Below are 15,665 nucleotides of genomic sequence, written 5' to 3'. Positions count from 1 at the left end.
CTTTTTTTTATTCCTTTTTTTTTATGTATTATGATATAATAGGTAAAAGGATATAAAAGGGGGAGTTATTTTATGAATTTTGTCTACATATCACCATCTTTTCCAAAAAATTTTTATCAATTCTGTAACCGTCTAAAAAAGAGTGGGGTAACAGTCTTAGCTATAGCTGATACACCTTATGATCAGTTGAGTGATGAGCTTAAAAATTCTATTGATGATTATTATCAGGTTTATTCAATGGAAAATTATGATGAGATGGTGAAAGCTATGGGATATTTTATTTTTCATTATGGACATATTGGCTGGCTAGAATCCAATAATGAATACTGGTTAGAACAGGATGCACGTTTACGTACTGATTTTAATATATCTACAGGTATTCATACGAACCATATTGAAGATATTAAATGTAAGTCAAAAATGAAAAAATTTTATGAAGAAGCTGGTGTAAAGACAGCACGATATCATCTTGTTAGTGATTTGAAAGCTGGATTAGAATTTATAAATGAAGTGGGTTATCCAGTTGTTGTCAAACCTGATAATGGTGTTGGAGCTGCAAAAACATATAAAATCTCTAATCAAGAGGAGCTAGAAAATTTTTATAAAGAAGATCATGTGACACAATATATTATGGAAGAATTTGTCAATGGATTGATTATTTCTTATGATGGTATTGCCAATCTTAATAAAGATATATTATTTGAAACATCACATGTTTTTCCTAATCCAATTATGGATGTCGTTAATGAATCAAGTAGTATGTATTATTATTCATTACGTGAAATACCTTATGATTTAAAGAAAGCTGGGCAAGCCTGTGTAAAAGCATTCTATACGGCTGGAAGATGCTTCCATATGGAGTTTTTTAGATTATTAGAGGATAAACCAGGTTTAGGACAAAAAGGCAATATTGTAGGGTTAGAAGTGAATTTAAGGACACCTGGGGGTTATACACCTGATATGATGAATTATGCGAATGATATTGATGTTTATCAGATTTATGCTGATATGGTCACAAAAGGATATAGTGAATATGATCATCATCGTCCATATCATTGTGTCTATTGTGGAAGAAGAGATCACATCAATTATACACATAGTCATGAGGACATTGTCTCACGATATCGTTTTGATTTAGTCACATGTGAAAGAATGCCTGATATTTTAAGTGGCGCTATGGGAAACTTTACTTATACTGCACGTTTTGAAAATATGGATCAGGTTAATGAATTTGTGGATTATGTTTTAGGTTAGAGGAGGGATTAAGATGAAAACAGAATGGTTTAAAGAATACAGTGAATGTTTAACACGAGATATGGAATATAAAGTCTATGGGCATGCTGGAACACCAATACTTGTTTTTCCAGCACAAAATGGAAGATTTTATGATTTTGAAAATTTTGGTATGGTTGATACTGTCAAACATCTTATTGATGAAGGAAAAATTCAATTGTTTTGTTGTGACAGTATTGATCAGGAATCATGGTCTGCTGAAGGTGTAGATAATCGTCATAGAACTTATATGATGGAACAATGGTTTTATTATATTGTTAATGAACTGGTACCGAGAATTTTTGAAATTAATTCATATGGGAATAATGGAGAATATGCTCAAGGGATTTATACAACAGGTTGTTCTATGGGAGCTTCTCATGCTGTAAATTTTATGTTTAGAAGACCAGATATTTTTATAGGAACAATTGCTTTAAGTGGTTATTATGATAGTGATTTATTCTTTGGTGATTATCATGATGATATTTTATATCGTAATTCACCAATTCAGTATCTTCATGGAATGAGTTATGATCATCCATATGTAGAAATGTATCGTCATTGCCGTATTGTTTTATGTTGTGGACAAGGAGCATGGGAAGATGACATGATTAGAAGCACGAAACGTATGAAAGAATTATTGGAGTATAAAGATATTCCAGCTTGGATTGATTTTTGGGGATATGATGTTAACCATGATTGGGATTGGTGGCAAATCCAATTTCCTTACTTTGTAGAAAGAGTTATATAATGATGAATGTTGTATTTATTTCCCCAAACTTTCCAGATTATTTTTATAATTTCTGTGATCGCCTGAAAGTGAGAGGCGTGAACGTTTTAGGTATAGGTGATGAGAGTTATGAAAATTTGCCTTATCATACGAAAATTGCTTTAACTGAATATTATCGTGTAGATGATTTAGAAGATTATGAAAGTGTTTATAGAGCATGTGCTTATTTTACATGGCATTACGGTAAAATTGATTGGATTGAATCTCAAAATGAATACTGGTTAGAACTTGAAGCAACGCTCAGAAATGAGTTTAATGTTACAACAGGAACGAAAATTCAAGATCTATCTCCAATGAAATATAAATCAAAAATGAAAGAAGTTTATAAACAAATAGGCATTCCTACCGCTAGATATCGAAAAGTTGATGATTATCTGGCAACCAAAGCATTTGCGAATAAAGTTGGTTATCCAGTTATTGTGAAACCAGATAATGGTGTAGGAGCTAGCTCTACTTATAAACTGAGAAATGATGATGAGCTTGATTATTTCTTTGCGACAAAACCATCTTATATTCAATTTATTATTGAGGAAATGGTGCCTGGGCATGTTGAAACTTTTGATGGTATTACTGATAAAGATAAAAATATATTTATTTGTTCTTCACATGTTATGTTAAATTCTATTATGGACAATGTGAATGAATTGAGTGATACTGCTTTTTATTCACAACCAGTAGAAGGATTAGACCTTTATGAAATTGGTAAAAAAGTTGTAGAAGCATTTGATACAAGAAGTCGCTTTTATCATTTTGAATTCTTTAGACTAGATCAGGATAAAGAAGGATTAGGTAAAAAAGGTGATATTGTTGGTTTAGAAGTGAATATGCGTGCACCTGGTGCATATATGCCCGATATGATCAATTATACTTATAATGTAGATGTTTATACAATATGGGCTGATATGGTAAAATATAACCAATGTTTTTACGATATTCATCGTGAATATTGGGTAGCTTACACAGGTCGAAGAGATGGTATCTGTTATATGCATAACTATGATCAGATTAGGGAACAATATGGTAATCAGATAGCTCTAGAAACTGATGTACCTGATTCTTTAAGTGGTGCAATGGGTAATCATGTCTTTATTGTGAAATCTAAATCAAAAGAAGAACTCTTTGAAATGATTCGCTATATTTTAAAAAGAGAAGATGGAACAGACTGGATATAATTTCTATGAAGATTTAAATCAAGATGTTATTCTGATTTAAATCTTTTTTTCTTTGAAAAAAAGAAAAATTTACAGACCAAGGGCTTTTTTATCAAATATTTTGTGTTATAATGGCAAAGGAAAGAAAGAAGGTGTTACTATGTCTCCGGAGCCGGATGAAGATACGAAATTTTATAACAAAAATAACATAACAGGAGACATAGTCTATATTCTCCTGTTATAGAATGGGAGGATTAAAATGATAGAATTTTACAAAACTTTTGGAACTGAAACAAAAAAAGTAGAAAGTCTAGAAATGGGATGCTGGATTAATGTTGTGTCTCCAACAGAAGAAGAAAAACAATTTTTAGTGAATGATTTAGGAATTGTTCCCGAATTTGTACAGTCTTCATTAGATGAAGAAGAAAGCTCACATATCGACTATGATGATGATTTTAATCAGACTTTGGTTATTGTCGATTATCCAAGTGCTGAAGAAACAGATGGAAGATATGATAAGATGACTTTACAATATACAACCTTACCATTAGGTATTGTCTTAATGAAAGGTTATATTATTACAATTTCTTTATATGAAAACCTGAATATTGAAGATATGGCAACAGGTAAAGTCAAAGGTGTACATACAGAGATGAAAACGAGATTTTTATTAAAGCTTCTTTTAAGAATTTCTCAGAGATATTTGATTTATTTACGTCAGATTGATCGTTTATCATCATTAACTGAACAGAAATTACATAAATCAATGCAAAATAAAGAACTTATTCAAATGCTTGGTTTAGAAAAATCTCTAGTTTATTTTTCAACATCATTAAAAACAGATGAAATTACTTTAAATAAAATTATGCGTGGAAAATCTATTAAATTATATGAAGATGATCAAGATTTATTGGAAGATGTTTTAGTAGAAATTAATCAGGCTATTGAAATGTGTAGTATTTATTCAAATATCTTATCTGGAACAATGGATGCTTATGCTTCTGTTATTTCAAATAACTTAAATATTGTTATGAAAGTTTTAACAGTTATTACGATTGTCATGTCAATACCAAATATTATCTTTAGTTTTTATGGAATGAATGTTTCAGGTTTACCAGGACCAGTATGGTGGGTACCAACTTTGATTGCCATCATTGCATGTGTGGTTGCTTCATTTATATTTATGAAAAAAGATATGTTTCATTAAGTTTATGGAACATATCTTTCTTTTTTTGAAAATTTGAACAATATATGTAAGAAACATGTATAATAAATGCAAAGAAGAGGAGGATAATAATATGGTAAGAAAATTCCCAGATGGATTTTTATGGGGTGGCGCAACAGCTGCCAATCAGTATGAAGGTGGCTGGAATGAAGGAGGTAAAGGCATCAGTGTTTCTGATTGTGCCAGACATCATTTAGATATTGATGTTCAGGATTATCATGCACAAAATGCTATCACAACAAAAGATATTGAAGAGGCTTTGAAATCACAGGATGATTCTTTATATCCAAAAAGACATGGATCAGATGGATATCATCATTATAAGGAAGATATTAAACTCTTTGCTGAAATGGGATTCAAGGTATATAGAATGTCAATTGCCTGGTCACGTATTTTTCCTAATGGTGACGATGAACAACCTAATGAAGAAGGTTTAAAGTTTTATGATGATGTTTTTGATGAATGTTTAAAATATGGTATTGAACCATTAGTGACAATGTCACACTATGAACCACCATTAAATATTGTTTTAAATTATAATGGATGGGCATCAAGAGAAGTTGTCGATATGTTTGTGAAATATGTGGAAGTTATCTGTGAAAGATATAAGGATAAGGTTAAATATTGGTTGACATTTAATGAAGTTGATTCCATGATTAGACATCCATATACAACAGGTGGTCTTGTGGAAGATCGTTTTCCAGGTCAGAATTTCCAACAGGTTATTTTCCAGGCTATGCATCATCAATTCGTAGCTTCAGCTCTAGCAACAAAAATCTGTCACGAAAAAATCCCTGGTTCAAAGGTAGGTTGTATGTTAACAAAACTAACATATTATCCATATACTTGTAAACCAGAAGATGTTTTACAGGCTCAACAGGATATGAGAAGTACATATTGTTATAGTGATACACAGGTATTTGGTGAATATCCAGCTTATTTACTTGCTAAATTTAAAAATGAAGGTATCCATATTCAAATGGAAGAAGGAGATTTGGATATTATGAAGAAATATCCAGTAGACTTTGTTTCATTTAGTTACTATTCATCAAGTTGTGTCGCCAAAGATGATAAAGGATTAAAAAAGACTGCTGCCAATACAAATGTTGCCATTAAAAATCCTTATATACCATCATCTGACTGGGGATGGCAAATTGATCCAATTGGTTTAAGAGTTTCCTTAGTTGATTTGTATGATCGTTATAGAAAACCATTGTTTATTGTGGAAAATGGTTTAGGCGCAAAAGATGAACTTGTTGATGGAACTGTTGATGATCAATATCGTATTGATTATTTTGATGCGCATTTTAGAGAAATGTTAAATGCTATTGAGATTGATGGTGTAGATTTAATGGGATATACATCATGGGGATGTATTGACCTTGTCAGTGAATCAACAAAACAAATGAGTAAACGATATGGATTTATTTATGTAGATTGTGATGATTTAGGTAATGGAACATATAAGAGATATAAGAAAAAATCATTTGATTGGTATAAGAAAGTTATTGAAACAAATGGAGCATGTTTATTTGAAGGAGAATAATGATGTTAGAATATAAGTTTGATACACAGTTATTGATTGAAGGAAAAAATTTAAATGAAGATGAAATTAATGATTATATCACAGAGCATTTTCAAGGAGATTGTCTGTTAGCTGTTGGAGATGATGAATTGATTAAAATTCATTATCATACAAATGAGCCTTGGCTTGTTTTACAATATGCAGCAACTCTTGGTGAAATCTATGATATTGTTGTAGAAAATATGGAACGACAATCACATGGATTAAAAGGATAAAGAGTGGATATACAAGTAATTGTTTTACAGATGATACAATTATTTCTGGTGATTGCTTTAGGATATCTTTTATTAAAAATAAAGATACTTGATGTAGATTTTAATCAGCGTTTAACAACACTTTTGTTGTCAGTTACGACACCAGCATTGATTGTATCTTCTGTTTTATCTACAACAATTGAAAAAGATCTTTCAGAAATTATTTTTGTTTTTATTGTTGCTATTGTTATTTTTATGGTTTTACCAATCCTTGGATTGATCATTGTCAAAATCATGAAAGTCCCTTTACATCAACAAGGTTTATACATCTTTATGACAATGTTTTCCAATATTGGTTTTATGGGCTTTCCAGTTATGAAGTCTATCTTTGGTAATGAAGCTGTATTTCTCACTGCGATTTTTAATATGCTGTTTAATCTTCTGGTTTTTACAGTAGGTATTCTATTTATGAATTATCGTTCAGCAGAGAAAATATCAATCAATTTAAGACAGTCATTTTCACCAGGCGTTGTATCTTCCTTAGTAGCATTACTGATTTATTTAACAGGATTTCAAATGCCGGATATCATTTCTTCAACAATCACAATGATTGGAGATATTACCACACCTATTGCTATGATGTTGATTGGTTCCACTCTAGCAACAATTCCATTAAAAGAGGTTTTCAATGAACTAAGAGTTTACCCATATACAATTTTAAAACAAATTATTATTCCAATAATAGCTTATCCTATATTAAACTTTTTTATTAAAGATGCTTTGATATTAGGTGTTTCACTGATTATGATTTCCATGCCAGTTGGTAATATTGCTGTATTATTTGCGACAGAATATCATAAAGATGTCGCTTTGGCTGCAAAAACAGTCTTTATGACAACACTTCTTTCTATTATTACGATTCCTCTGATTGTTGCTTTATTTTTAACTTCATAGAAACGTTTTATTGTCTTTGATAACATTTTTTAATCAAAGTTATTTTATTGACATTATTTGATTTTTATGGATATAATAAATGAGGATTATTTAATAATGCCCCAGAAATGAGGCGTTTTTTTATGCAAAAAAATTATGATGTGATTATTGTTGGTGCTGGACCAGCAGGAATTATGACAAGTTATGAATTGTATTTAAAAAATCCAGAGTTGAAAGTATTATTAGTGGATAAAGGACATGATGTTATGTATAGACATTGTCCTATCAAAGATAAGAAAATTAAAAGCTGTCCACAAATCAAAGAAAATGAGCCTGGATGTTTACCAGCCTGTTCAATAACATCTGGTTTTGGGGGAGCTGGGGCCTATTCTGATGGAAAATTTAACATTACAAGTGAATTTGGTGGATGGTTGACTGATTATTTAGATAATCAGGAAGTTGAAGATGTTATTCATTATGTTGATGAATTATATTTAAAACATGGAGCAACACATGAAATTACCGACCCAACAACAGATAAAGTTAGAGAAATTGAAAAAAGAGGCTATGCAGTTGGATTAAAGCTTTTACGTGCCAAAGTCAGACATTTAGGAACAGAAGAAAATTTAAGAATTATGACAGAGATGTCTAATGAATTAAAACAACACATTGATATAGCTTTTAAAACAGCTGTTCAAGATATTTTAGTAGAAGATCATCATGTCAAGGGAATTGTCTTAGAAAATGGCGAGGAAATATATGCACCTAGTGTTGTTTTAGCACCTGGACGTGATGGATCAACATGGCTTGCGAAAGTCTTTAAACATCTGGGACTTGAACTTTATAATAATCAGGTGGATATTGGTGTAAGAGTAGAAACAAGCAATATTGTTATGGATGAAATTAATCAGAACTTATATGAAGGAAAATTTGTATATAATGCTTCTGTTGGAACAAAAGTGAGAACATTCTGTTCTAATCCAAGTGGACATGTTGTTATTGAGAATCATTCTGGAACAATGTTGGCCAACGGACATGCTTATCATGATCCAAAGCTTGGTAGTCACAATACAAATTTTGCTTTACTTGTTTCCCATGTATTTAGTGAACCATTTAATGAACCTAATGAATTTGCTCATGAAGTAGCCAGACTTGCCAATATGCTTTCTCATGGAAGTATTATTGTCCAACGCTATGGTGATATTAAAAGAGGACGTCGTACAACAGTTAAACGTTTAAAAGAAGGTTATACAGTACCTACTTTACCAGAAGCAGTTCCAGGTGATTTGGGATTAGTTTTACCATATAATACAATGAAATCAATTATTGAAATGATTGAAGCCTTAGATCATGTCACACCAGGGATTGCTAATGAACATACATTACTTTATGGAGTAGAAGCTAAATTCTATTCAGCAAGACCAAAAGTAAGAGAAGGATTTGAAAGTGAGATTGATGGTTTATATGTTGGTGGTGATGGAGCTGGACTTACACGTGGACTAGCTCAGGCTGGCGCTAATGGAATCCTTATTGCGAGACATATTTTGAAGAAATACTAAAAATAAAGCTACAATGAGTTAAAAATGCTTATTGTAGTTTTTCTTTTGTTTTACAATTCTGACTATTTCCATTATAATAAAAAGAACAATGAGGAGGAATAGTACATGAATATTGATGGAAAATTGATATCAGCCAAAAGAAAAGATGCATTAAAACAAGAAATTGAAAAATTAAAGAATGAGGGGAAAAGAATACCTAAATTATCAGTTGTATTAGTAGGAAATAATCAAGCCAGTCAGACATATGTGCGTAATAAAGACAAGGCATGTGCATATGTTGGTATGCTTTCTGATGTTATCAGATTGGATGAACAAATATCAGAAGAGGAATTGATGCAAGTTGTCCAACAATTAAATCAAGATGAACAGGTAGATGGCATTCTTGTTCAATTACCACTCCCTTCACATATTCATGAAGAGAAAATACTTAATTTAATTGATCCACAAAAAGATGTTGATGGTTTTCATCCTATCAATGTTGCTAAACTTGTATTAGGACAAAATGGACTCGTTCCATGTACACCACAGGGCATGATGGTTTTATTAGATGAAATCAATTATGATTTAACTGGAAAAGAAGTTGTTGTTGTTGGAAGAAGTAATATTGTTGGTAAACCTGTTGCTTTATTATGTTTACATAAACATGCGACAGTGACAATTGCTCATTCACGTACAATGAATTTAGCATCATTATGTCAAAGAGCAGATGTCTTAATTGCAGCTATAGGGAAACCAAAATTCTTTAATAGAGACTATATTAAAAAAGGTGCAGTCGTTTTAGACGTTGGTATTAATCGAGATGAAAATAATAAATTATGTGGTGATGTTGATTATGAAGATGTGAAAGATATTGCTGCATATATTACACCAGTTCCGGGTGGTGTTGGACCAATGACTATAGCGATGTTATTAGAAAATACATTAAAAGCTTATTATCAAAGAGAGGAGAAAAAGAATGGAATATAATTTAAATGATATTGTTGAAATGAAAAAACAGCATCCTTGTAAAAAATCAAATCAATGGAAAATCATTCGTATGGGTGCTGATATTAAAATCAAATGTCTAGGTTGTGGAGCCATTGTGATGTTTTCTCGTCGTGATTTTGAAAAACGTTTAAAGAAAGTGATACCTGCCAATGAAAATACGACTGATTGAAGAAAAGGATAATCAAGAGGTTGAAAAACTGATTCGTGATTGTCTCATTGAGTTTGGTGGTAATAAACCTGGATGTGCCTGGGAAGATAAGGACTTAGGACAGTTTTATCAGGTCTATCAGCCTGCTAATAAGCAATATCTCGTTGTGATTGAAAATGGTCATGTTGTAGGAGGCTGTGGGATAGGCCCAGTTCAAGGTGTTGGTGGTGTTTGTGAACTACAAAAAATGTATTGTTATAAAGCAATACGTGGAACAGGAATCGCGCAACAATTATTGGATCAGTCTTTAAATTTCGCAAAGAAATATTATCAGCAATGTTATTTAGAAACTTTTTCAAATATGATTGCAGCTAATAAATTTTATTTAAAAAATGGCTTTACTGCTTTACAACAACCTTTAATTCAAGGACCACATTATGCCTGTGATAAGTGGTATATTAAAGATTTATAGGAGTGTGACTTATGTTATTTGAACATCAATATCAATTTTCTAAACGTATGGAAATGCATGATATTACAAGTATTGTTCAACAGGACCTTCAAAAAACAGGAGTTGATGAAGGTATTGTTGTTGTCTATACACCTCATACAACAGCAGGTATTACAGTCAATGAAAATGCAGATCCGGATGTTGTCAGAGATATGATCAATGCCTTTGAACGTGCATTTCCCACAGAACATCACGATTATCATCATTTTGAAGGAAATTCTCATGCTCACATCAAATCAACGATTTTTGGCCCAGGACAAAATTTTATTGTGCATCAGGGACAGCTTTTATTAGGTATATGGCAAGGTATTTATTTGTGCGAATTTGATGGACCTAGACAAAGAAAGTTTTATGTGAAAGTGATTAAAGGATAATATGAGAGACTATTTTGAGACTCAAAGATTCATTTTAAGACGTTTTTCTGATGGTGATGAAGAAGCATTGTATGAACTCTTAAGTGATGAAGATGTGACTCGCTTTTTACCAATGTTTTGTTTAAAAGACATCAATGAAGCGAAACAATATCTTAAGACATATCAAAATCAAAAAGGTCGCTATGCTATATGTTTTAAAGAAAATGGTGTGCCTATCGGTTATATTCATGTCAGTGATGATGAAAGTCATGATTTTGGATATACTTTAAAAAAAGAATTTTGGCATCAGGGAATTGTCAGTGAAGTTGCTTTGAAAATGATTGAAGAACTGAAAGCTTCTGGCATACCTTATGTAACAGCAACACATGATATTCATAATCCCAATAGTGGAAAAGTCATGAAAAAAATAGGAATGAAATATTGTTATACTTATTTAGAACAATGGCAACCTAAAGATATACCTGTTCATTTTCGTATGTATCAGTATAATTTTACAGCAGAACAAGACTTTACTTATTTAAAATATTGGAATATGTACCCTCATTATATTGAAAAAGACATCGTTTGAGATGTCTTCTTTTCTTGACAGAGAAAATGTTTATGAATAAACTAAAAACGTGTTAAGGGAGATGAAGATATGGATAAAGATAGGATGGGGACACAAAAATTATTGCCCTTATTAGTAGAATTATCAGTGCCAGCCATGATAGGAATGGTGGTCAATGCAATCTATAATATTGTAGATAGAATGTTTATTGGAAATACACCTGAATTAGGTTCTTTGGGATTGGCAGGAATTACAGTTTCTTATCCTGTCACTTTAGTTTTAATGGCTTTAAGTTTAATGGCAGGTGTTGGTGGAGCAACGCGTTTTTCTATAGCGTTAGGCTCTAAAAATGAAGAAGATGCAAAGTATTATCAAGGTAATGCCTTGATGATTACGGTTATTTTTGGCTTTATTTTCATGATTTTTGGAAATATATTCATGAATCCAATATTAACAGTATTAGGTGCAAGTGAGAAGGTTCTACCCTATGCCAGTGCCTATTTGAGTATTATTTTATATGGAGCTGTTTTTCAATGTGTTGCCATGTGTGGAAATAATTTTTCACGTGCACAAGGTAACGCCAAGAATGCAATGGTATCACAGCTGTTAGGTGCAGGATTTAATATTGTTTTTGACTATATTTTGATTGTGCAATGTCATATGGGAATGGAAGGAGCCGCTCTAGCAACCATTGGTGGTCAATGTTTAAGCATGATTTGGCAGTTAGCATTTTTATTTGGAAAAAGAGGAATCATACAATGCCGTTTAAATCATATGAAATTGAAAATACATTATGCTTCTATGATTATAAAAACAGGATTACCTGCCTTTTTGATGCAGTTGTCTACAAGTCTTCTTAATATTGTGATTAATGGTACATTAGGAATTTATGGTGGAGATTTAGCAATTTCAACCGTAGGTATTATTACAAGTGTCCAAACTTTAATGTTAATGCCATTAACAGGTATGACGCAAGGACAACAACCTATTATCAGTTATAATTATGGAGCTGAAAATTATTCTCGAGTGAAACAAACTTTAAAATATACAATTATTGGAGCAAGCATTTTATCATGTCTTGGTTTTCTAATCATTCAATTATTCCCTTCAATGATTATATCTATTTTTAATCAGGAGCCAGAAATTATTGAATTAGGAAATACAGCCTTACGTATATGGTTTCTTTGTTTACCATTTGTTGGCTGTCAGACAATGTGTGCGAACTTCTTTCAAGCCATTGGAATGGTAAAACAATCAAGTTTCTTAAATCTGTTGAGACAATGTCTTTTATTGATACCTCTGATATTAATTTTATCATGGATTTTTGGTTTGTATGGTGTCTTTTTTGCTGTACCAATTGCAGATTTTATCGCTTTTATGATTACAATTTATCTGATTAGACGTCGCATGAAAATGTGGAATATAGACTAAAAAAGGAAGTTAAGTTAAACTTCCTTTTTTCTTACATAAGTGATAAGTCTTGCGCCAGGTCCAGCATGAGTCCCAATAACTGGACCAATCACACCATGAAGTGCATTATCAAAATGTAAGGCATCTTTTAATGTGTTTTCAAATTTATCTAATCCATCAGTAGAACCATTATATCCAATGCAGATTGGTTCTTGAAGATCAATTTCGCCATCTTGTTGGATCAATTCAATAATCTTGTTGGTTGCTTTTTGCGTTCCCCTTGCTTTCGCAAAGACCTCTAATTTTCCTTCTTGAAAACCAATAATAGGTTTGAATTTTAAAAGTGTTCCAGCTGTTGCTGCAGTTCTTGATAAACGACCACCTTTATATAAATATTCTAATGTATCAACAAAAGCATATAAACGCACACGATGTTTATATTCTTCCAAAATGGTATAAATGTCTTTAGCTGATTTTTGTTCCTTTCTTAAAGCTACAGCCTTTAAAACAATCAATCTTTGCATTTGAGTTGTTCCTAGGCTATCAATAATATAGATATCATCATATTCAGCTAAATCCTTCGCTATATTAGCGCTTTGATATGTTCCACTAATAATACTAGAAAGTGTAATAACAATAACGCTATCCTGTTGTTCCTTTGCCTTTTCATAGAAATTTAAAAAATCTTGAGGAGAAGGTTGCGATGTTGTTGGAAGGGTATCACTATTGACTAATAAATCATAAAATTGATCAGGTTGAAGATCAATACGATCGCGATACTCTTTTCCATTAATAATAACTTTCAGTGGAATAATATCAATATTCAATTGTTTCGCATATTCTAAATCTATATCAGATGTAGAATCAGTAATAATTTTAATCATGATGTTCACCCTCTGTCATAAAAATTCTAATTGTACGAAGCATTTTTTCCAAAGATTTAATTTCTTCTTTACTAAATAACTTCTCAATTTCTTTAAGTGCTTTTTTGATATAACGATCATTTTCTCGATAAAATTCCAAAAATTTACTTGTCACTTTTAGATGATAAGAGCGTTTATCTTCCTGACTGACTGTTTTAATAAGATATTCTTTTTCAACCAACTGATTAATCTTATATGTGGCATTAGGTTGAGAAATGCCCATATATTTTGCATATTCTAAAATTGTAGGTTCACCTAGCATATATATAATATCTAGACTAAATGCCTCTTGCATGGTCAATTCTTTAGAAGCTGCACACATTGAAGCGTAAAAGTTCATTTTAAAAATATTATAAACTGCCTGAAATTCTTGACTCAGCATATAACCTCCTGATAAATACTTAAAATATTTTAAGTATAGTATAAATTATTTTCGTTGAAAGTCAATATGAAATCATAAAACAAATCAAAGCAATGATGATGGCTGCAATAACATCACTGATATGATGCACTCCACTCAGTATTCTTGTTAAACAAATGATGACAGCAATCACTAAAGCAAATACTCCAATATAAAAATTGGCATAAAAACAAACCAAAGCTATAATCATTGCACTGACGCTATGGCGACTTGGAAATGATTCTCCATGTTTATGCCCTCGTAGTGGTTCAATGTTCATGTGTTCATATGGACGAGGACGATTGATGATTTTTCTAAAAACAGTCACAAAGAGAAATGCCAAACATGGTTTCCATATGGCTTCCAAAAAATGCGAATTATGCGTAACCCCTAAATCAATCAGTATACAAAGATATAATGTAAATGTAATATAGGGGCAATATTTTGTTAATATAATGATTAGCTTTTCTAAGGAAGGTTTTTTTCTAATAAAAGCTAACATAGATTGATAAAAACTTTCCAATACAAGATCATCCTTTCCATCATATTATAACGAAAAAGGACGATGAAAACAAATAAAATAAATATTTTAACAAAGAAGTATAGTGATGTTTAGAGATTATACAAAATGTATAAACGCATCAATATAAAATAAGTTATGAAAAGATAATTTTTGATATAATGTGAGTGTAGAATGGGTTTTGTGGAGATGATATGTAGTGAAAATAACAGGAACGAAAAGTTATGTACAAGTTGAAGATGATAATGGTCATATCGCAAGATTTGATGGTGAAGTGTGTTTTAATGCATTTTATGCATTGGCTGATTCTATCTGTTGGATTAAACATCAAGGAGAAATCACTGATCAGGATAGAATTCGCTTGATTTATCAAGCAACTCAATATGGTAAAGATCATAATATCAGGATATTTTTCTTTGATGATGATAATCATGTCATGTTTGAAGCGGAGCTTGGTCTTCAAACTGAAGTCTATTGGGCAAAAAACAATCTTATCTTTATAGTTGTTATTTTGTTATCATTGATTTTTTCAATAGTGTTTGTTGCCATATTAAATGTTGTGAGTGCAATATTCCTAGTTTGTTTAAGTATAGGTTCTTTTATTTTTGCAAGTCCCTTTATTATATGGGGGATTTCTATATGTAGATTCCAGATGCTTGCTAGAGGAGATGTTATGATGGTAAGACCAGTCATAGGGAAAACTTACACATTTTCTGTAACCGAAATCACAAAAGTTGTTCGAAAAGTCAAAGATGTATATGGATGGGAAGAATGTATTAAGATCATCATTTATATAAAAAAGAAAAAAGTAACACTTTATCGAAGTATGACAGGGTTTGAAGATATGGATGCTTATCTTTTACGACATGTTAATAATATTATATCCAAATGAGCATAGATTCTTTATATGGCTTGTGTATAATGACTTGTTTACGGTTTAAAAGTGGTGTCAAATTGGTGTCAAACCTAAGAAAAATAATAATTTCAAGAGTGGAAAATGCTTGCAAATCCTTGATTTAACAAGGAATTAACAAAGACTTTAAAAATATTTAGCACTCTATACTTGACAGTGCCAAAAGAAAGGACTATAATATATACAGAAATAAGGAAAGAGAACAAAAAGAAAAGGCAAACCC

18 protein-coding genes are annotated in these 15,665 nt (G+C 31.4%); 15 read left to right on the top strand and 3 right to left on the bottom strand.

Annotation, left to right across the window (positions count from 1 at the left end; all coding sequences use genetic code 11):
* The first annotated feature begins 72 nt into the window (after positions 1-72).
* The 14 genes from ACZYT4_RS13250 (at position 73) to ACZYT4_RS13185 (ending at position 12,707) form a co-directional block, all read left to right on the top strand.
* Entirely contained in the window at positions 73-1,254 is a 1,182-nt protein-coding gene (locus ACZYT4_RS13250) for an ATP-grasp domain-containing protein (protein WP_463786614.1), read from the top strand.
* A gap of 13 nt (positions 1,255-1,267) precedes the next feature.
* Positions 1,268-2,023, top strand: coding sequence for an esterase family protein (locus ACZYT4_RS13245; RefSeq protein WP_463786612.1), 756 nt, complete (start codon positions 1,268-1,270; stop codon positions 2,021-2,023).
* On the top strand, positions 2,023-3,234 hold the full coding sequence (locus ACZYT4_RS13240) for an ATP-grasp domain-containing protein (RefSeq protein ID WP_463786609.1): 1,212 nt from the start codon (positions 2,023-2,025) through the stop codon (positions 3,232-3,234). The genes ACZYT4_RS13245 and ACZYT4_RS13240 overlap by 1 nt, the downstream gene beginning before the upstream one ends.
* A gap of 238 nt (positions 3,235-3,472) precedes the next feature.
* Positions 3,473-4,420 (top strand): magnesium transporter CorA family protein, encoded by a 948-nt coding sequence (locus ACZYT4_RS13235; protein ID WP_463786606.1) that lies wholly within the window; start codon positions 3,473-3,475, stop codon positions 4,418-4,420.
* 91 nt (positions 4,421-4,511) lie between these two features.
* Entirely contained in the window at positions 4,512-5,984 is a 1,473-nt protein-coding gene (locus ACZYT4_RS13230) for a glycoside hydrolase family 1 protein (protein ID WP_463786604.1), read from the top strand.
* A gap of 2 nt (positions 5,985-5,986) precedes the next feature.
* On the top strand, positions 5,987-6,238 hold the full coding sequence (locus tag ACZYT4_RS13225; RefSeq protein WP_463786602.1) for a kinase to dihydroxyacetone kinase: 252 nt from the start codon (positions 5,987-5,989) through the stop codon (positions 6,236-6,238).
* A 3-nt stretch (positions 6,239-6,241) separates the two neighbouring features.
* Positions 6,242-7,171, top strand: coding sequence for an AEC family transporter (locus ACZYT4_RS13220; RefSeq protein ID WP_463786601.1), 930 nt, complete (start codon positions 6,242-6,244; stop codon positions 7,169-7,171).
* Positions 7,172-7,293: 122 nt separating this feature from the next.
* A complete protein-coding gene (locus ACZYT4_RS13215) occupies positions 7,294-8,709 on the top strand; it encodes an NAD(P)/FAD-dependent oxidoreductase (RefSeq protein ID WP_463786599.1) in 1,416 nt (471 codons plus the stop codon).
* 105 nt (positions 8,710-8,814) lie between these two features.
* On the top strand, positions 8,815-9,675 hold the full coding sequence (folD, locus tag ACZYT4_RS13210; RefSeq protein ID WP_463786597.1) for a bifunctional methylenetetrahydrofolate dehydrogenase/methenyltetrahydrofolate cyclohydrolase FolD: 861 nt from the start codon (positions 8,815-8,817) through the stop codon (positions 9,673-9,675).
* Positions 9,665-9,865, top strand: a complete 201-nt coding sequence (locus ACZYT4_RS13205) for a DUF951 domain-containing protein (RefSeq protein WP_463786595.1) — start codon at positions 9,665-9,667, stop codon at positions 9,863-9,865. The genes folD and ACZYT4_RS13205 overlap by 11 nt, the downstream gene beginning before the upstream one ends.
* Positions 9,846-10,316: a GNAT family N-acetyltransferase gene (locus tag ACZYT4_RS13200; RefSeq protein WP_463786593.1), complete on the top strand. Its 471-nt coding sequence runs from the start codon at positions 9,846-9,848 to the stop codon at positions 10,314-10,316. Before ACZYT4_RS13205 ends, ACZYT4_RS13200 begins: the two co-directional genes overlap by 20 nt.
* An 11-nt stretch (positions 10,317-10,327) precedes the next feature.
* Positions 10,328-10,729, top strand: a complete 402-nt coding sequence (locus ACZYT4_RS13195) for a secondary thiamine-phosphate synthase enzyme YjbQ (protein ID WP_463786591.1) — start codon at positions 10,328-10,330, stop codon at positions 10,727-10,729.
* 1 nt (position 10,730) lies between these two features.
* A complete protein-coding gene (locus ACZYT4_RS13190) occupies positions 10,731-11,297 on the top strand; it encodes a GNAT family N-acetyltransferase (protein WP_463786587.1) in 567 nt (188 codons plus the stop codon).
* A gap of 69 nt (positions 11,298-11,366) precedes the next feature.
* Positions 11,367-12,707: an MATE family efflux transporter gene (locus ACZYT4_RS13185; protein ID WP_463786583.1), complete on the top strand. Its 1,341-nt coding sequence runs from the start codon at positions 11,367-11,369 to the stop codon at positions 12,705-12,707.
* Between the two features lie 14 nt (positions 12,708-12,721).
* Here ACZYT4_RS13185 and ACZYT4_RS13180 read toward each other — a convergent pair whose 3' ends face one another.
* The 3 genes from ACZYT4_RS13180 to ACZYT4_RS13170 all read right to left on the bottom strand — a co-directional run bounded on the left by ACZYT4_RS13180 (position 12,722) and on the right by ACZYT4_RS13170 (position 14,532).
* Positions 12,722-13,570 carry a DegV family protein gene (locus tag ACZYT4_RS13180; RefSeq protein ID WP_463786580.1) on the bottom strand — a complete coding sequence of 283 codons (849 nt, stop codon included), beginning with the start codon at positions 13,568-13,570 and terminating at the stop codon, positions 12,722-12,724.
* Positions 13,563-13,991 carry a MarR family transcriptional regulator gene (locus ACZYT4_RS13175; RefSeq protein WP_463786577.1) on the bottom strand — a complete coding sequence of 143 codons (429 nt, stop codon included), beginning with the start codon at positions 13,989-13,991 and terminating at the stop codon, positions 13,563-13,565. Before ACZYT4_RS13175 ends, ACZYT4_RS13180 begins: the two co-directional genes overlap by 8 nt.
* Positions 13,992-14,052: 61 nt before the next feature.
* Entirely contained in the window at positions 14,053-14,532 is a 480-nt protein-coding gene (locus ACZYT4_RS13170) for a phosphatase PAP2 family protein (RefSeq protein ID WP_463786573.1), read from the bottom strand.
* A 196-nt stretch (positions 14,533-14,728) separates the two neighbouring features.
* On the opposite strand from ACZYT4_RS13170, the gene ACZYT4_RS13165 reads away from it, so the two are divergent.
* Positions 14,729-15,421, top strand: coding sequence for a hypothetical protein (locus tag ACZYT4_RS13165; protein ID WP_463786571.1), 693 nt, complete (start codon positions 14,729-14,731; stop codon positions 15,419-15,421).
* Positions 15,422-15,665: the final 244 nt, after the last annotated feature.

The sequence above is a fragment of the Massilimicrobiota sp. mt181 genome, from assembly GCF_055420065.1.
This window is presented reverse-complemented; position numbering and strand designations above follow the sequence as displayed.